The sequence below is a fragment of the Xanthomonas sp. DAR33341 genome (assembly GCF_003992815.1).
GTDB lineage: Bacteria > Pseudomonadota > Gammaproteobacteria > Xanthomonadales > Xanthomonadaceae > Xanthomonas > Xanthomonas cissicola.
Genome location: NZ_QEYV01000019.1, coordinates 220,014 through 237,856, shown reverse-complemented (window position 1 = coordinate 237,856; position 17,843 = coordinate 220,014). Strand labels below are relative to the sequence as shown.

Here is a 17,843-nt window from a genome sequence, read left to right as displayed (position 1 = left end):
GGGCGGCGTCTGTGCGCCGCCGCCGGGCTATGGCGCGCGATATGCATCCACGCGCTCAAATCCCCTCGCCAGCGTCGCGATGCCCGCCGAACACGCGCCGGTATTGCGTTGGCGACAACGCCAGCGCGCGGCGGAAGTGGTGCCGTAGCGTTTCGGTCGAGCCGAAGCCGCAGCGCGTTGCGATCTGTTCGATGTCGGCGCCGGAGGTTTCCAGCATCTCGCGCGCACGGTTGAGCCGTTCGTTGACGATCCATTTGCCCGGCGACATGCCGGTGGTGGCCTGAAACCTGCGTAAGAACGTGCGCCGGCTCATACCTGCCGCGCTGGCCAGTGCGTCCACGCAGTGGTTGGCGGTGAGGTCCTGGGTGATGCGCTCGAGCAGGGGGCCGAGCCGGGTGCTTTCGTGGATCGGCGGCACCGGGCGGTCGATGAACTGGGCTTGCCCACCATCGCGGTGTACCGGCATCACCAGCCGTTTGGCGACCTGGTTGGCCACTGCCGGGCCAAAATCCGCGCGCACGATATGCAGGCAGAGATCGATGCCGGCAGCGCTGCCGGCCGAGGTCAGGATGTCGCCCTCATCGACGTAGAGCACGCCCGGCTCCACGGTGATTTGCGGGTAATGGCTGGCCAGCACCTCGGCATTGCGCCAATGCGTGGTGGCCCTGCGCCCCTGCAGTAGACCCGCCTGGGCCAGCACGAACGCCCCGGCGCAGATCGAGACGATGCGCGTCCTTCGCTTGTGCGCACGTTGCAACGCCTTGATCAGCGCAGCCGGTGCCGATGCGCTGGTATCTCTCCAGCTGGGAACGATGATGGTGTGCGCAGCATCGAGAAGATCCAGCCCGCCATCCACTTCCAGGCGAAGCCCGCCAAGTGCGCGCAGCGGGCCGGGTTCGGCCGCTGCAATCGCAAACCGATACCAGCCCGGGCCCACTTCCGGGCGCGGCAATCCGAAGATTTCGGTGGTGATGCCGAATTCGAACAAGCCCAGCTGGTCGTACGCCACCACCACCACCAGGGGTGGCAAGCCATGGCGGCGCGCGCGGGGTGTGGAGGTTGGCATGAAATGACCGCTAGATGGCGTTTACGCCACTTTCACCCATCGCCTGCTGCTGCGCAACATGGCGCCTGGTCCTTGTCGTGCGGGCTGAGCCATTGGCCAGGCCGCACCTTCCCCCGGAGAGCGATCGGTGAGCAACCCGCCAGTGCGCGACACCTTATTCCTGGCCGACACCGCATTCGCGGTCGACGGCGCTGGCCCTTTCTACTGCGGCGACTGCATCGCCATCGAAGGCTTGCTCAGCATTGCCCCGGCCATTGCGCAGGGGCTGGAGATCCGGCGGCTGGCGTTTCCGCGGCCCAGGCAGGTGCTGGTCGATCTGCTGGGCGAGCAGCAGCAGTCGCTGCCGGTACTGGTGCTGGCCGGCACCGATGTCGAGGTGGCGGGCAGCAAACCCGCTGGGCATTACCGCGTGATCGACGACGAGGCCGCCATTCGCGCCTACCTCTCGCACCGTTTCGCCGTTGCACGGCAGCGCTGAGGTACGCGCGCTCCGGCCTTCCGCCTGCCTTTCTGGAGAACGCACATGACGTGCACGCAAGCCACGCTGCTGTCCTTGTCGATTGCCGCCGCATTGGGCTGCATCGGCGCCGCACGCGCGCAGCAGACAGCCACGGTGCAAGCCACCGAGGCGACCACGCTGGACCAGGTCGTCGTGAGCGGCCGCCTGCGTTCGCTGGAGCAATTCACCCCGACCGGCAGCCGGCTCAATCTGTCCGCGCGCGAGACGCCCGGTACGCTGGATGCGATCAACGCCGCCGCCATCGAAGCACGCGGGCTGCGCAGCGTGGAGAAGGCAGCCGAGAGTTTGCCAGGCATCAACACTGGCGGCTCGCCGGGAAATCCGGCGACCTTCTCGATGCGCGGCTTCACCGACGGGCAGATCACCATCCTGCACAACGGCCTGTATCTGGGACCGTCCAACATGACCAACCGGCCGCAGAATACCTTCAACCTGCAATCGGTCGAAGTGTTGAAAGGCCCGGCGTCGGTGATCTATGGCCAGGGCGCGGTGGGCGGCGCGGTCAATGTGACCAACAAGGCGCCGACCTTCGGCCCTGCGCAATACGAACTGCTGCTGGGCGCGTCCAGCTACGGCGGCCGGGTATTCGGCGTCGGTGCCGGCGGCGGCATCAATGATGATTGGGCGTATCGCGCCGACATCAGCCAGGTGTCGTCCGATGGCTATGTGCACGGCGCCGATTCCAGCGCGCTCAACGCCACCGTGTCGCTGCTGTGGCACCCGCGCGAAGACATCAGCGCGCAATTTTCGCTGGATTACGCAAAAGACCAGCCCTCGACCTACTTCGGTACCCCGCTGTTGCCGGCCGCTGCGGCACGCACGCCCATCAACGGCATCCTGCGCGCGCCCAATGGCGAAGTGGTGGATGCCGCCACGCGCCGCACCAACTACAACGTGGCCGATGCCAGCATCGACTCGCGTCAGCTGTGGCCGCAGGCCTATCTCAAGTGGAAGGTCACCGATGCCATCACCGTGCAGAACATGGCCTATTACTTCCATGCCGATCGGCGCTGGATCAATGCGGAGAACTACACCTACAACCCGCAGAGCGGGCGCATCGAGCGTGATCGCTTCTTCGTGTATCACGAGCAGACGCTGTGGGGGAATCAGACCAGCGCGACCTTCGACCAGCGCATCGCAGGGCTGAAGAACCGGCTTGTGGTGGGGCTGGATTACAGTCGCCTGGACTTCGTCAGGAACCGCGGCTTCCCCGATGGCGACAGCGTGGCGGTGGACGCACGCGGACCAAGCGGTGAATTCGGCGAACGCGTGCGCCGACGCAGCCCCACCACCTGGACCAATGCCGCGCTGTTTTTCGAAGATGCGCTGGATGTCACCGACAAGGCAAAACTGGTACTCGGCGGGCGCTACGAATATCTCGATCTGGATCGCAAGAACTTCGGTCCGGATGGTGGGTTTCAGGCGGCATCGAGTTTCTCACGCACCTATCGCCCGGCCAATGGCCGTCTCGGTCTGGTCTACGCGCTCACCCCGAACATCACCCCGTACGCCTCTTACACCACCGCCACCGACCCGGTCGGTTCCAATATCTTCATCGTCAATGCGGGGCAGGATTTTGCGTTGAGCAAATCGCGGCAGGCGGAAGTCGGCGTCAAGGCCGCCACGGCCGATCAACGCCTGAGCGGCACGCTGGCGGTCTATGACATCAAACGCAACAACATCCTGGCGCTGACGGCCCAGGACGCGCTCAGCAACATCGGGCGGCAAACCTCGCGCGGGTTCGAACTCAGCGTCGATGCGCAGCTGACCTCGCAGTGGAGCGCAAATGCCAACTACGCCTACGTCGATGCCGAGTACGCGCAATTCATCGACAGCAATAGCGGCCTGGACGCCTCCGGCAACCGCCCCACCAATGTACCCAAGTCGCTGTTCAATGCCTGGACCAGCGTGAGAAACGTCGCCGGCCTGCCGCTGGAGCTGGGCGCCTCGGTGCGCCATGTCGGAACGCGCTACGGCAACCTCGCCAACACGCTGCGCCTGGAGTCGTACACCTTGACCGGTGCGTACGCCACCTACGATGTGAATTCCGAGGTGTCGCTATCGCTGCACGCGGACAATCTGTTCAACACGCACTACGTGCAATGGGCGGACGTGTTCTATCCCGGGCAGGTCATCCTGGGCTTGCCACGGACGGTGGAGCTGAGCCTGCATGCACGTTTCTGACCGGCTGGCACGGCCCAGGCCGAAGATATTCTGGGTCGCCTGGTTGCATCGCTGGACGGGCGTGGCGTTCTGCCTGATGTTCGCGGTGTGGTTCGCCAGCGGGCTGGTGCTGGCGTTCGTGCCGTTCCCGGCGTTAAGCCCGCAACAGCGCTGGAGCGAGGCCGAACGCATCGATCTGCGCAAGCTGGCGGTTGCACCTGCGCAGGCGCTGCGCCACGTCCACGACGCCACCACGCTGCGCTTGGTGGCGATCGACGGTCGCCCCGGGTACGTGGTTGGCAGCGCGACCACCACGGCCACGGTGGATGGCATCGATGGTCGCGTACATGAGCGGCTAAGCGCCGGAGCGGCCAGCAGGATCGCCGCCGGTTTCGGCCATGCTGGCGTGCGGCGGCTGGATGGCCCGGTGGATGACGACCAATGGGTGGTGCATCAGAAGTTCGATCCGTGGCGGCCGTTCTATCGCGCTGCGCTGGACGACACCCTTGGCACGGTGTTGTACGTGTCGGCGCGCACCGGCGAAGTGGTGCAACGGACCCGCGCCAACGAACGCGCCTGGAATTGGGTCGGTTCGATTCCGCATTGGCTGTATTTCACCCAGCTCCGGCGCAGTTTCACTACCTGGGACCGCACCGTGTGGTGGCTGGCGCTGGCGGCGTTGTGCAGCGCGAGCGCCGGCACCGTGCTAGGTGTGTACCGCACCTGGCAACGCGCGCGTAGCCCCAAGCCGGCGTGGTCCGGTTTCCGCGGTTGGCTGCGCTGGCATCACGGGCTGGGCCTGGTCGCCGCCGTGTTCGTACTGGGCTGGATCTTCAGCGGCTGGCTGTCGATGGATCACGGCAGATTGTTCTCTAGAGGCATTCCGGACCCGGGGCAGGTGGCGCGTTATTCCGGAGCGCCGTTGCCGGTCGTGTTTGCAGGCATCGATGTCGGCGCACTGCGCTGCCTGTCGGGCGCGACGCAGATCGACTTCACTGCGGTCGGCAGCGGTCCCGTCGCCGTTGCACGCAGCCCCGAAGGCACGGTGGTCAGCGAAGGTTTGGTCGGCCGCATCACCGGCACTCGGCTATCGCCTGAGGTGATCCGGCAAGCGGCCGCGCGCGTGTGGACACTCGATCCGCTGCCGGGCGTGCCTGACAGTGGCGAAGCGCTGTATCGCCAGGCCGACGCAATCGCAGCCGATGCCGTGCGGCTGACAACAGCAGCGCCCGCGCGCACCGCGCTGTATTTCGACCCTGCCAGCGGTACGGTGTTGTTGGCGCTGGATGCCAGCCGCCGCACTTACGCTTGGCTGTATCTGGCCATCCACACCACTGACTTCCCGTTGCTGCAGTCGCATCCTGTGATCAGGCGCGTCGTGCAGATCGTGCCGCTGCTGCTCGGGCTGGCGTTCTCGCTCACCGGTGTGGTGCTTGGCGCGCGGCGACTGCTGCTGAGCTTGCGCAAGATCAGGCCGGCGGTGACTTCATGATGTCTGCTGTGTCAGCGATCAACTGAAAATCGCCCGCCAACCAGCGCGCGATGGCACTGCGCTGCCGAGTTGCTAGGCCGCAGCAGGGAGCGCCGGCGGGCGCTGCAGCTCCACCGTGACATGCACCAGTTCTTCATGGATCTGCAGTGCGCGGCGCACCAGCTCCGCATCGATGTCGGCTGCAGTGACCAGGCTGACGACGCAGGCATAACGCTCGCTGCCGACGCGCCAGACATGCAGGTCGGCGATGTCGATCGCATGCCCAAGCGCGGCGATGACCTGCTTCACTTCCGCCACCACCGGTGCGTCCATTTCCGCATCCAGCAACACGCTGCCGGTGCTGCGCAGCAGTCCCCAGGCCCAGGCGGTGACCAGCACCGCGCCGACGATGCCCATGAGCGGGTCCAGCCAGGTCACGCCCCAGTGCATGCCGGCCACCAGCGCCACGATGGCGAGCACCGAGGTCGCGGCATCGGCCACCACGTGCAGATATGCCGCGCGCAGATTGAGATCGCTGTGCGCATCGTGGTGATGACCATGACCATGACCATGACTGTCGTGTGTGTGCGCATGGCCGTGACCGGCATGCGCGTGCGTGTGACCATGGTGATGCCCGTGCGCGTGGCCATGTCCATGCGAATCGCGCAGCCACCACGCGCAAATCAGGTTCACCAACAGGCCGATCACTGCGATGAAGGTGGCTTCCTGATACTGGATGGGCTTGGGCGTGAACAAGCGTTCCACAGACTGGAATGCCATCAGCCCGGCCACGCCCAGCAACAGGATCGCGCTGGTGTAACCGCCCAGCACCTCGACCTTCCAGGTGCCGAAGGTGAAGCGCACATCGCGGGCATGCTGCCGCGCGAAGCGATAGGCGAACAGCGCCAGTCCCAGCGCCAGCGCATGCGAACTCATATGCCAGCCGTCGGCGAGCAGGGCCATGGAGTTGAGCGTCCAACCGCCCACGATCTCCACCATCATCATGAGCACGGTCAGGATCACCGCCTTGCGGGTGCTGCGCTCGGCGAGCGGGTTGGCGCTGGCAAAGGTGTGCGACTGGGTGCAATGCGGCGCGGCGTGCGTGATCGACATCGGCGGTGGCTCTGGCTAAGGTACCCCCACAGGGTATCCTAAATACCCCTGGGGGGTATACGGCGATGGCACATCTCAATCAGGACAAATCCAGACTGCTCGCGCGCGTGCGCAGGATCCGCGGGCAGGTGGAAGGGCTGGAAAAAGCCCTGGCGCAGGACGTGGACTGCACCGCGTTGCTGACCCAGGTGGCCGCGTTTCGCGGCGCGGCGCAAGGCTTGATGGTCGAGTTGCTCAGCGAGCATCTGAAGCATCACGTCGCCGCACCCGAGGCACCGGGCGAGCGTGAGCTGGCGGTGGATGACATCACCGCCATCCTCAAGACCTATCTGAAGTAAGCGCGGCCGACAGACAATTGCGCTCACCCTGGGCCGGCTGTGGTCCATGCGCGTGGCACGGTCTGCATGGGCGGGTCGCGCCCCGTCGTTCTAACGCGTGGCACCCCGACTTCTGCGGTCAGCGCGCCGCCGGCTCCAGCGTCAGCAGCACCACATCGTTGCTGCGCATCGGCACGTTGATCTCGACCACGCCATCGGCGCCCACACGCACACGCCGATCCTGTTCGGGGGCATCGCGCGTGGCCTGTCGCAGCTGCGTCAACTGGCGCGGCGCCAGGTCCTTGGGCATGCCCATGTCGATGTACAGCGACAACGGGTCGTTACGCCGATAGCCGGTCTTGCGCACCTGCAGCTGGTACGTGCCGGCAGGCACATGGGTCATGCGCATGCGCAGCGGCGCGCTGTCGGTGGCGGGCACCTGTTTGGTGTAGAACGGCGTATTGCTCACCGCCTGCACGGGCTGCTGCCAATCCCACACCAGTGCGGCCACGCGCGTGCCGTCCACTGCGGCGAGGGAATGTGCGTCGCTCAGCGGCACATCGCGGCCCTTGAGCGCATGCAAGTACTTGTAAGCGAACCAGGCCGGTTTGCGAATGCCTTCGCGATTCATCAGCCCAAACCCGCCGTGGAAGGGCGTGGGCGGTGGGCCGGGTTCTTCGAACAGATCGGTATAGGTCCAGTAACTCATGCCCTGCACCAGGCCCTGCACCTGCTTGAGCTTGGTCAGGATGTACGGCGCGCTGATGTAACTGTCGTGGACGAAATCGCGCGGCGTATAGCTGCTGCTCCACTCGGTGAAGTACAGCGGCAGGTTGGGAAATGGCGAGGCCTGGATCTGCGCGCGCACGCGTCGCACATCGCCGACGATGGCATCCGGCGATGCGGACAGCTTGGTGTCCTGCTTGCCCTTCTCATCGAGAAACCCGCCATCCACGCCATAGGTATGCGTCGTGACGAAATCGATCGGCAGCTTATTCTTGGCGACGAAGGCCAGTAACTCGGGTACCCAGGCGGCGCCTGCCGTCGATGGGCCGCCAACGCGCAGTTGCGGGTCGATCGCCTTGATGGTGCGCGCCGTGTTCGCATACAGATCGAAGTACGCCTGCTGGTCGGCGTTCTCCCAGAAATCCTTCAGATTGGGCTCGTTCCACACTTCGAAATACCACTGGCGCACTTCCTCGGCGCCGTAGCGCGCGCGGATGTGGCGCAGATACGCATCGATCAACTGCGTCCACTTGGCAGGATCCGGATGCGAGGTGTTGCCCTTCCAGTAGAACAGCGTCTGCTCTGAGGTTTTCATCGCGCTTGGTGTGAAACCCAATTCGACGAACGGGCGAATCCGCTTGGCCAGCAGCGCGTCGTACAACTGGTCCAGTTTGGTCCAGTCGTATACCAGTTTGCCGTCGACCTCTTTGACGGTGCCGAGCACATCATGGAAGACATCGTGGAAGCGGATGTAGCGAAACCCCAACTCCTGCATTGCAGGCACCAGATGCGCCTGCGTGTCGTTGCGGATCAAGGTGCCGGGAAAATCCGAGCCGACCGACAGGTCGTAGAAACGATCGACCGGCGCGCCAGCCGTGGCCAGATCCAGCTGGATCGTGCGCGGCGCTGCGTGCTGCGCCATGGCGGAGGTCGCTGCGCAGCACAGTGCCGCTACCAACAAGAAATCTGACCGCATCGTCGCTCCTGCTGAAGTTCGAGCCGGCAGCGTAACGCATGCGCGGCAGACCACTGCCGACCTGCGGCGTGATGCAGCGAGGCCAGCAACACAGCTGGGCAGCCGCCATGCGAACGCGGCCGCGGCTCGGCAGCGGGATGTGCCGCGCGTACGCTGCGGCGGCTGTGTGTCGTCTGTACCTACCAGCCGACGTCCCGCGACGGGTGTTCGCCGCTTGGGCCAGGCAATGAAGACTGATGCGGAAAACCGCGTTCGAATGTGTAAAGGGTGCTTGACAGTAAGCGCCAGTGGGCGCATCTTGCCTGTCAAGCGTACTTGACAGGCGAATGAGATGCGGCGGCAGCATAGGCGAATGGAATGCAGACATGACCGCGCAACGCGATGCGCTGTGCGCACGGTCGCCGGGCATGCGCGCAGTGCGCGTCATGGCTTGGCCGAGGCCGTGCGATGACAAGCTGCAAACGCAAGGCGCTGCTGGTGTTCTGCGTGGGACTGGCCTTCCTCGGCATTGGGCTGCTCGGTCTGTGGCAGGTGCTGCCGTTAAACAACTACCTTGCCGGGCTCAGCGCCGGCATCGGTGGATCATGCATGCTGCTGTCGGTGCCGATGTGGCTGATGCGCGGCAGCATGCGCGACAGCGCCCGCCCGATGCTGGCGCAACGGTATTACCGCGAATTCGGCATCCCGATGGTGTTGTACGTACTGGTGATGCTGTTCTGGCGCTATCTGCTTGGGCATGTCGGGTCCAACTGGGCGCGGGTGTTGATCGCCCTGCTGCCGGCGGTGCTGGTCGTACTGGTCATTCGTGCGGTGGCGCGTTACGTGCGCGATTCTGATGAAATGCAACGGCGGATCGAGCTGGAAGCGATCGCCATTGCCGCCGGGCTGGTCAGCGGTGCGTACATGACGGCCGGATTTCTGCAGGCCGCCGAGTTGATCGATGTTCCGGCGAGCGCGGCGATGCTGTGGGTGTTTTCCCTGCTGTGCGCCATCTACGGCATCACCAAAAGCATCCACGCGCGTCGTTTTGAATGAATAGCCGCGTGCGCGAATTGCGCGAGGCCAATGGGTGGTCGCAAGGAGAGCTTGGCGAACGGCTGGGTGTGTCGCGGCAGACGATCAATGCGCTGGAAACCGGCAAATACGATCCCAGCCTGCCGCTGGCGTTCCGTATCGCACGCTTGTTTGGGGAATCGATCGAGCACGTTTTTCTTTACGAAGAAGGGCAGTAACGGTCACGTGTGGCCGCATGCAACGTCAGGGGACAGGCAATGCCAGGAGATAGGATGACGATGGTCAAGCAATCCACGATGGTGGCGGCAGTGCTGATCGCGATGCTGGCTGCCGGATGCCAGCGCGCTGCAGCGCCGGCCGCAGCGAACGACGTTGCAGCAAAGCCCACCGCGACAGCGCCCGGTACCACTGCGCCGCAGCCTGCGGCAAACAACCCACCCGGCAATGCTGCAGGCAATCGTTACGGCACGTTGCGGTTCACCCCGTGCACGCTGAGCGCCGGCGGTGCTGCCGGCAATATCGAAGCGCAATGCGCGAGCCTGCGCGTGCCGGAAAATCCGGCCGCACCGAACGGGCGCAGCATCGCGTTGAAGATCGCCTGGCTGGAAAGCGAGGCCGGCGGGGGCAGCACGCCGGACCCGGTGTTCTTCATTGCCGGTGGGCCGGGGCAATCGGCCACCGAAGTCGCTGCGATCGTGGACATGGGACTGCACGAAGTGCGCAAGCAGCGCGACATCTTTCTGGTCGATCAGCGCGGCACCGGTGGCTCGCATCCGCTGGAGTGTCGCGACGCGGCCGGCAAGCCGCTGGCGCTGGACAACAGCAGCGAAGCCACCGCCGAGCAATTGACCGCGTATGCGGCCAGATGCGCCGAGGGTTTGCGCAACGACGCCGACCCGCGTTACTACACCACCAGCGAAGCCATTGGCGATCTGGATGCGGTCCGCGCAGCGCTGGGCGTGCAGACGCTGAATCTGATCGGTGCCTCGTACGGCACGCGTGTGGCGCAGCACTATGCCGCGCGTTATCCGCAGCACACGCGCACCGTGGTGATTGATGGCGTGGCGCCGAACGATCTGGTGATCGGCGGCGAGTTCGCGCGTACCTTCGAAGATGCGATTGCGCTGCAGTCTGCGCAATGCCGCGCGCAGCCTGCATGCGCCAAGCGCTTTCCGGTCGATACCGCCACGCAGTTGCGCCAGGTGGTCGAGCGGCTGCGGCAGGCACCGGTGGCGGTGGAGTATCGCGACCCGCGCACCGGTGCCTTACGCCACGAACAGGTCACTGCCGACACCGTGGCCGGCCTGGCGTTCGGTTTCTCGTATGCGCCGGAAACCGCGTCGCTGCTGCCGTTGGTGCTGGACGAAGCCGCCGCAGGCCGTTACGCCTCGTTGATGGCCTTGGCGCAGATAAGCGCGTCGGGCATGTCCGATCAGATGAATCGCCTGATGCAATGGTCGGTGTTGTGCAGCGAAGATGCCGGGCGTTATCACCCACCCGCACACCAGGACACCACGTTGCTGGGCAACGAGGTCGCCGAGATGTTCTTCGCACCATGCAAGGTGTGGCCCTCCAAGCCGGCGCCGGCTGCCGCGAGCGCCCCGTTCCGCTCCACGTTGCCGGTGTTGCTGCTCTCCGGCGCGCTCGACCCGGTCACGCCGCCACGCTATGCCGAGCGCGTGCTGCAGGGACTGTCCAACGGCCGGCATGTGATTGCGCCCGGGCAGGGGCATGGCGTGTTCCGGCTGGGCTGCATGCCCAAGGTGCTGAGCCAGTTCATGCAGACCGCCGATGCCAAGGCGCTGGATACCACCTGCGTTGCCAGCCTCAACACCGTGCCTGCCTTCACCTCGTTCAACGGATGGGAACCATGAGCCGCATCGACCACGCCACGGAGGCGCTCGCATGATCGTCGTCGATACTCTGCATAAGTCGTTCAAGACCAAGACCGGGCTGGTGAAAGCCGTCGACGGGGTCAGCTTCAGCGCCGCCGATGGCCAGATCACCGGGCTGCTCGGCCCCAACGGCGCCGGCAAGACCACCACCTTGCGCATGCTCTACACGTTGATGGGGCCCGACCAGGGCAGCGTCACGGTCGATGGCGTGGATGCCGCCCGCGATCCGGTGACGGTGCGCCGCGCACTCGGGGTGTTGCCGGACGCACGCGGCGTCTACAAGCGTTTGACCGCACGCGAGAACATTGCCTACTTCGGCCAGTTGCATGGCATGTCGCGCAGCCAGATCGCCCAGCGCACGCAGCTGCTGGCCAGCGCGTTGGACATGGACGACATTCTCGACCGCCAGACCGAAGGCTTCAGCCAGGGCCAGCGCACCAAGACCGCGATTGCGCGCGCATTGGTGCACGACCCGCGCAACGTGATCCTGGACGAGCCCACCAACGGCCTGGATGTGATGACCACCCGCGCCATGCGCGGCTTCTTGCAGCAGCTGCGTGCGGAGGGGCGCTGCGTGATTTTTTCCAGCCACATCATGCAGGAGGTCGCCGCGCTGTGCGACCGCATCGTCATCATCGCCAAGGGCAAAGTGGTGGCCTCCGGCAGCGCCGAGGAATTGCGCGCTGCCACCGGTGAACACAATCTGGAAGACGCCTTCGTCAAGGCGATCGGCTCGGACGAGGGGCTGCACGCATGAGCACCACATCGTTGTTGTCCACGCTGTGGACCGTGCTGCGCAAGGAATTGCGCGACATCTCGCGCGACCGGCGCACTCTGGCATTGGCGTTGCTGTTGTCGCCGCTGCTGTACCCGATTCTGATCCTGGGCATGGGCGCCCTGAGCGAAAGCCGGGTACGCACGCAGATCGACAAGCCGCTGGACATCCCCACGCTCGGTCGCAGCAATGCACCGAATCTGGTGCGATTTCTGGCCGCGCAGGGGCTCAATGCCGTGGATGCGCCAGCCGATCTGACCGCGGCGATCCGCAACCAGGATGTGGATGTGGCACTGCGCATCAGCGACAGCTACGCCGAGGATTGGCGCGAAGGCCGGCCGGCGCTGGTGGAGATCATCAAGGACAGCACCCGACGCGAGGCCGATGTGCCGAGCATGCGCTTGCAGGCCGCGCTCACCGCCTACAGCCAGCAGGTCGGCGCCTTGCGGCTGCTGGCGCGCGGTATCGACGCGCAGGTATCCAGGCCCCTGGAAGTCGCCGCGCAAGATCTGGCCACTGCCGAAGCCAAGCGCGGCCAGATGATGGCGATGCTGTTGCCGGTGTTGCTGGTGATCACCTCGTTTCTGGGCGGCGCGTCGTTGATTCTGGACGCCACCGCCGGCGAGCGCGAACGCCAGTCGCTGGAGCCGTTGCTGGCCACGCCTGCGCCGCGCAGCGCCATCGTCAGCGGCAAGATCGCTGCGGCCTGCGTCATCGGCATGGTGTCGCTGTTGCTCACCTTGCTGGCATTCAAGCTGAGCGCGCAGCTCTCCACATCCAATCTGGGCCGCCAGCTCAATGTCGGCTTCGTGCCGATGCTGCAGATGCTCTTCATCCTGGTACCGATGCTGTTTGTCGGCACTTCGCTGCTGACCTATCTGGCCGCCGCGGCCAAGAGCATGAAGGAAGCGCAGGCGCACATGACCTGGTTGCTGCTGCTGCCGATGCTGCCAGGCTACGCCTTGATGGCCTATCCGCTGAAGACGCAGCTGTGGCATTTTGCGGTGCCGTTTCTGGCGCAGAACCAGATGCTGTTGAAGGTGATCCGCCACGAGACCATCAACCTACAGACGTGGGCGGTGTATCTGCTGGCCGGTTTCGGTGTGGCGGCATTGCTGTGGTATGCGGCAGTGCGCCGGTATCACCAGGAGCGTCTGGCGATTTCGGGCTGAGGTTGTTGCGTGGCGGCTGTTTGCTGCAAGTTCCTGCGGCACCCTCCAACGCGCAATACCGACGCTGCACCATCGCCACAACGCACCATCGCCACAACGCACCATCGCCACAACGCACCATCGCCACAACGCAAAAGCCCGCATCGCTGCGGGCTTTTGCGTTTCCATGTCATCGACGACGCAGGCATCAATCGCCCGGATTGAAGGACAGCGTACGCCGCGTGGTCACCGGTGCGGCCACCGGTTCGAAGCGCCAGCGCTTGACCGCGTTGAGGGCTTCGCGGTCGAACACGCGCGGCGGGTTGGCGCGCAGCACGCGCGAGGCGGTGATCGAGCCGTCGGTACCGACCGTGAGTTCCACCAGCACTTCGCCCGAGGTACCCGAGCGCAGCGCTTCGGCCGGGTAGCGCGGTGCCGGGGTGCTGATCGGACGCAGCGACTGCGCGGCCGGTGCGGCTGCAGCGGCGGCGGCCGGCGCCGGACGCGGGGCCGCCGGTGTGGGTGCCGGCGCTTCGGCCTGACGCCGCGCAGCCGCCTGGCGCTCGGCCTCGGCAGTCTGCTGGCGGGCCGCTTCCTGCTGGGCGGCAATCTGCTGGGCAGCGGCGGCCTCGCGGCTCTGTTGCTCGGCCAGGCGCTTCTGCTCGGCCGCCTGCTTGGCCTTGTCCTCGACCTGCTTCTTGGCTTGCTCGGCATCCTGCTCGGAGCGGTTGGCAGCGGTCTTCATGCCGGTTTCCAGGCCGCTCTTCAGGCGTGGCAGTGCCGGTGCCTGCGGGTCGACCTTCTCGATCAACGCGATCAAACGCTGCGCTTCGGGAAACTCTTCGCGGCTGATGCCTTGTTCGGCGGCGATCAGCGTATAGGGAAGCAGATCGGTCAGCGCGCTATTGACGGTGGCGTCCTGCGGCTGCTTCTCGCGCAAGGCCAGGTAGTACTCCACCGCGTTGTCGCCGGCCGGGGCGTACATGCGGTTGTCCTGCAGCGCTTTGGTGGCCGATTCGCGCAACTGTTCGGCAGCCATCGACTGCACCTGCGGCGAGACGGCCGTGGCCGGCGTGGGTGCCGTTGCCGCCGGTGTGGCGCCGGTCGCCGGCGTGGTGGCGGCGGCCTTGTCTTCCTGCTTGGAGCAGGCGACCAGGCCCACCAGCAAAATGACCGGCGCGATCCGGCGTGCCATACGGCCCTGTGTCAGATCCAACATGCGTCCCCCTTACCCCGAGTGCGAAAGATAACGTTGCTGCGGCGAGCGCCGGCCATTGTTCCCGCAATGGACGGCAATGCCGCAATCTAGCATTGCTGGGGCGGTCTAAGCCAAGGGTTGCGCCGCAGATCGCCGAAATTTATCCCGCCGGGGTCGCCATGACCGGCGGGGCCGGCACGCGCGCGGCCGCTTCGGGCAGCGGCGGGGCAGGGCAGTAGCGCTGCAGGAAGTCCGCGTGCGCAGGCAACCGCACCAGCGCCGCCTCCACCCGGGTGCGGATGGTTTCCAGAAAGCGGCTCAGCTCCGCATCGCCCATCAGGTCGGCCACCGGGTGGTGCTGTTGCGGCACCACCCCCTGGCCCAGCATCACCTGCACCCAGGAGTTCTCGGCGAACAGCTCGTTGGCCTGATGGAAGACCCGCCCGCTCTGGCGGAACAACTCCACCCGGTGACGCAGCGAATCGGGGATGTCTATGGCCGCGCAGTCGCGCCAGAACGGCGTATCGCGGCGATCGGTGGCGTGGTAATGCAGGATCACGAAATCCCGGATGTGGGTGATCTCCTGGGCCGCCTGACGGTTGTACTCGGCGATGTCGACAGCGTTGATCACCTGCGGAAAGGTCTGCAGCAGGCGGATGATGCCGCGCTGGATCAGATGGATATTGGTCGATTCCAGCGGCTCCAGGAACCCGCTTGCCAGGCCCAGCGCCACGCAGTTCTTTTCCCACACGCGGTGGCGCTGGTTGGGCGTGAAGCGCAGCGGCCGCGGTTCGGTCAGCGCGCGCCCGGTGAGGTTGCGTTCCAGTACCGCGCGGGCGCCATCCTGGTCCATGTAGCGGCTGGAATACACGATGCCGTTCCCCACCCGGTGCTGCAGCGGAATGCGCCACATCCAGCCGGCCTGATCGGCGCGCGAACGGGTGTAGGTCACCGGCGGGCCCACCGATTCGGTCTGCACCGCCAACGCGCTGTCGGCGAACAACCAGCGCGACCAATCGTCGCTGCCCACGCCCAGCGTCTTGCCGATCAGCAGGCCCGCAAAGCCGGTGCAATCCAGGAACAGGTCGCCTTCCAGCCGCGTGCCGTCCTGCAGGGTCAGTGCGGCAAGAAAGCCGCTTTGCGCATCGGTCTCCACCTGGCCGATGCGGCCTTCGACGCGGGAGACGCCGAAGCCTTCGCTGAAGCGGCGTAAGAAGCGCGCGTACAGCCCGGCGTCCAGGTGGTAGGCGTAATTCATGCCGCCATTGGGCAGATGCGCGAAGCGGCCTTCCTGCGCCGCACGCAGTTCCAGGCAGTAGTCGCCGAAGTCGCGCGCCACCCCGCGCTGGCGCCCCTTCAACCAGAAATGCTGGAACCCGGCGCTCCAGTGGTCGGTCCCGGCATGCCCGAAAGAATGGATGTAATGCTGGTCCACATCGCGCCAGTGTTCGAAGGCGATGCCGAGCTTGATGGTGGCCTGGGTGGCGGCCATGAAGGCGGCTTCGTCGATTTCCAGCAAGCGGTGGAAGGTGACCAGGCTGGGGATGGTGGCTTCGCCCACCCCCACCGTGCCGATCTCGTCGGACTCCACCAGGGTGATCTGCAGGTGCCGGCCCAGCAGTTTCGACAGCGCTGCAGCCGCCATCCAGCCGGCCGTGCCGCCACCGGCGATGACGACGCGGCGTACCGGGCGCTGCTGCGGGTCCGAAGGCGTGGTGTCGGGCATGGTCAAATCCTCAGCGATTCAAGCGTTGCAGCAGCCGCGCACGCAGGCTGCGCGCGCTGGACTCGTCCATCGGCGCCAGCACACCGCGCGCGGCATCGGGCAGATGCGCGGCGGTCCCGTCGTCGGACTCGAAGACATAGTGACGGAACACTTCCTGCCAGGTGGCGCGTTGTTCGGCCGGCAGGTCGCGAATGGTCAGCAGCGCCAGCATCAGCGCGTTCATCGGCGAATCCATATAGGCCGGGCTCTGCCGCCACCAGAAATTGACCAAGACGTTGAAGCTCTCCAGTGCCTCGACGTGATGCCACCACATGCTGGGAATGAACAGCGCATCGCCCGGCGCCAACTCGGCGACCAGGGCGTGGTCCAGCGCCTGCGCATAGCGTGGAAAACGCTGCAGGTCCGGTGCGGCGATATCCACCAGGCTGACCGGCTGCCCGGCCGGGGTGAGATCCAGCGGACCGATGTAGAGATTGGCCAGCTGATCGGGCGGGAACAGAGTGAAACGGCGTCGCCCGGCGACCACGCAGGCCAGGTTGTCGGGCAGGTCCTGATGGGCGGCGATGCGGGTGCGGTTGCCGATCCAGATGCTGGCCAGCGGCTCGCCCTGCGGCAGCGCGATCGGGTTATGCGCACGCAACCCGGGCAGGTAGGTGTCCAGCGTGGTGGAGCCGACGTAGATCGCCGGCGGCAGGGAGACGTGCAGGTCGCGCAGCAAGGTGTCCAGCACCACGCCCAACGGCACGCGTTCGGGGCGGAAGTTGAAGCCGCTCATGTCCGCGTTGTAGAAAAAGCGCCCACCGATCTCCGGTGGTCCAACCTGCGCCACCACCGCTTCGCCGCGGTCGAAGCCACGCAGGTAGGCGGCAGCGGCCTGCGCAGAACTGGCACCGGCGCGGGCCAGCGGCCAGTCGCGCACCAGCCCCCGCAGCACCAGCGGCGTGGTGGAGCGAAGGATGGCCGGGTCCAGCTGTTGCGGGTCCAGGCCGTGACGCTCTTGGATGGCGCGTGGCTCAGCCGGCATGACGGCGGTTCATGCGTTCGAGCAGATGGCGCAATTGCGCAATCGAGGCCACCGCCATGTACAGCGGTTCCAGATCGCCATGCCGGTGCAGTTCGAGCAGCGCCGCGTCGTCGAGTGCGCGCAGGCGTTCTTCGTGCACGACATAGAGCCCGGCCAGGCGGCATTCCAGGCCGTTGTTCAAGGTGGCTTCGAACACGAATGGTTCGAGCAGGTCGTAACGCAGCGCACGTTCGACGAATGCCGTGCTGGCCACCAGGCCATCGTGCAGCGTGCGCAGCACCTGGCTGATGTGGTCGAGAAATTCGGTGGTGCCGCCGTGTTCGCGAAACAGCAACTGGCCCTCGGTGGTGCTGACGCGTGGGCTGTCCAGGTCCACATGCACCATCGGCCCATCGGGCTGTTCGCCGATCAGGAACGGTTGGCGCTGGATCGCCAGCGGGATATAGGGCGCATCCCAACGCGCCCCATCCAGGAACAGGTTTTCGCCCAGGCGTAATCCCAGCAATGCCAGCGGCTGGAAACTGCGCTCGCCGCTGCGATGGAACACGATGGGGTATTGCGCCTGCAACTGGCGGAATTCCTGCGGAAAGGTCGCAGCCGACATCACGTCATCGCCATAGGCGGCGCCGTGCGCGGTGATCACGCGCAGATCGCGGTGATCGAGATTGTTCAACAACACGGCATTGGTCATGGGGGATAGGCACAGCA

Annotated in this window: 16 protein-coding genes; 9 read left to right on the top strand and 7 right to left on the bottom strand. The window is 65.7% G+C overall.

Going from position 1 to position 17,843, the window contains the following annotated elements:
• Positions 1 to 55 precede the first annotated feature (55 nt).
• Positions 56 to 1,066 (bottom strand): transcriptional regulator FtrA, encoded by a 1,011-nt coding sequence (gene ftrA / locus EO156_RS07075; RefSeq protein ID WP_011052709.1) that lies wholly within the window; start codon positions 1,064 to 1,066, stop codon positions 56 to 58.
• 127 nt (positions 1,067 to 1,193) lie between these two features.
• On the opposite strand from ftrA, the gene EO156_RS07070 reads away from it, so the two are divergent.
• From EO156_RS07070 to EO156_RS07060, 3 genes are all read left to right on the top strand, one after another.
• A complete protein-coding gene (locus tag EO156_RS07070) occupies positions 1,194 to 1,544 on the top strand; it encodes a DUF3088 family protein (protein WP_005923324.1) in 351 nt (116 codons plus the stop codon).
• A gap of 45 nt (positions 1,545 to 1,589) precedes the next feature.
• Positions 1,590 to 3,770, top strand: a complete 2,181-nt coding sequence (locus EO156_RS07065; RefSeq protein ID WP_016849966.1) for a TonB-dependent receptor — start codon at positions 1,590 to 1,592, stop codon at positions 3,768 to 3,770.
• A gap of 61 nt (positions 3,771 to 3,831) precedes the next feature.
• Positions 3,832 to 5,241: a hypothetical protein gene (locus EO156_RS07060; protein WP_016849965.1), complete on the top strand. Its 1,410-nt coding sequence runs from the start codon at positions 3,832 to 3,834 to the stop codon at positions 5,239 to 5,241.
• A 72-nt stretch (positions 5,242 to 5,313) separates the two neighbouring features.
• On the opposite strand, the gene dmeF is transcribed toward EO156_RS07060, so the two are convergent.
• Positions 5,314 to 6,333, bottom strand: coding sequence for a CDF family Co(II)/Ni(II) efflux transporter DmeF (gene dmeF, locus EO156_RS07055; protein ID WP_016849964.1), 1,020 nt, complete (start codon positions 6,331 to 6,333; stop codon positions 5,314 to 5,316).
• Positions 6,334 to 6,398: 65 nt separating this feature from the next.
• Here dmeF and EO156_RS07050 point away from each other — a divergent pair, with 65 nt between their 5' ends.
• Positions 6,399 to 6,671, top strand: a complete 273-nt coding sequence (locus EO156_RS07050) for a metal/formaldehyde-sensitive transcriptional repressor (protein WP_003487297.1) — start codon at positions 6,399 to 6,401, stop codon at positions 6,669 to 6,671.
• Between the two features lie 118 nt (positions 6,672 to 6,789).
• Here the strand turns inward: EO156_RS07050 and EO156_RS07045 are convergent, their stop codons facing one another.
• Positions 6,790 to 8,352, bottom strand: coding sequence for a beta-xylosidase (locus tag EO156_RS07045; protein WP_016849963.1), 1,563 nt, complete (start codon positions 8,350 to 8,352; stop codon positions 6,790 to 6,792).
• Positions 8,353 to 8,799: 447 nt separating this feature from the next.
• Between EO156_RS07045 and EO156_RS07040 the strand changes: the two genes are divergently transcribed.
• The 5 genes from EO156_RS07040 to EO156_RS07020 are packed head-to-tail and all read left to right on the top strand — an operon-like array spanning position 8,800 to position 13,208.
• Complete coding sequence (locus tag EO156_RS07040) at positions 8,800 to 9,387, top strand: hypothetical protein (protein ID WP_016849962.1); 588 nt, start codon at positions 8,800 to 8,802, stop codon at positions 9,385 to 9,387.
• A complete protein-coding gene (locus EO156_RS07035) occupies positions 9,384 to 9,584 on the top strand; it encodes a helix-turn-helix transcriptional regulator (RefSeq protein ID WP_005914830.1) in 201 nt (66 codons plus the stop codon). The genes EO156_RS07040 and EO156_RS07035 overlap by 4 nt, the downstream gene beginning before the upstream one ends.
• 54 nt (positions 9,585 to 9,638) lie before the next feature.
• Positions 9,639 to 11,240 carry an alpha/beta hydrolase gene (locus tag EO156_RS07030; RefSeq protein WP_016849961.1) on the top strand — a complete coding sequence of 534 codons (1,602 nt, stop codon included), beginning with the start codon at positions 9,639 to 9,641 and terminating at the stop codon, positions 11,238 to 11,240.
• Positions 11,241 to 11,271: 31 nt separating this feature from the next.
• Positions 11,272 to 12,018: an ATP-binding cassette domain-containing protein gene (locus tag EO156_RS07025; RefSeq protein ID WP_003487292.1), complete on the top strand. Its 747-nt coding sequence runs from the start codon at positions 11,272 to 11,274 to the stop codon at positions 12,016 to 12,018.
• A complete protein-coding gene (locus EO156_RS07020) occupies positions 12,015 to 13,208 on the top strand; it encodes an ABC transporter permease (protein WP_003487291.1) in 1,194 nt (397 codons plus the stop codon). Before EO156_RS07025 ends, EO156_RS07020 begins: the two co-directional genes overlap by 4 nt.
• Positions 13,209 to 13,395: 187 nt before the next feature.
• Here the strand turns inward: EO156_RS07020 and EO156_RS07015 are convergent, their stop codons facing one another.
• From EO156_RS07015 to EO156_RS07000, 4 genes are all read right to left on the bottom strand, one after another.
• Positions 13,396 to 14,406: an energy transducer TonB gene (locus tag EO156_RS07015; protein WP_029829588.1), complete on the bottom strand. Its 1,011-nt coding sequence runs from the start codon at positions 14,404 to 14,406 to the stop codon at positions 13,396 to 13,398.
• A 139-nt stretch (positions 14,407 to 14,545) separates the two neighbouring features.
• The gene (locus EO156_RS07010) at positions 14,546 to 16,111 is read right to left on the bottom strand and encodes a tryptophan halogenase family protein (protein WP_016849907.1); all 1,566 of its coding nucleotides are present in this window, start codon (positions 16,109 to 16,111) and stop codon (positions 14,546 to 14,548) included.
• A gap of 10 nt (positions 16,112 to 16,121) precedes the next feature.
• Positions 16,122 to 17,135 (bottom strand): cupin-like domain-containing protein, encoded by a 1,014-nt coding sequence (locus EO156_RS07005; RefSeq protein ID WP_016849906.1) that lies wholly within the window; start codon positions 17,133 to 17,135, stop codon positions 16,122 to 16,124.
• Positions 17,125 to 17,826, bottom strand: a complete 702-nt coding sequence (locus EO156_RS07000) for a SapC family protein (protein ID WP_003487286.1) — start codon at positions 17,824 to 17,826, stop codon at positions 17,125 to 17,127. Before EO156_RS07000 ends, EO156_RS07005 begins: the two co-directional genes overlap by 11 nt.
• Positions 17,827 to 17,843: the final 17 nt, after the last annotated feature.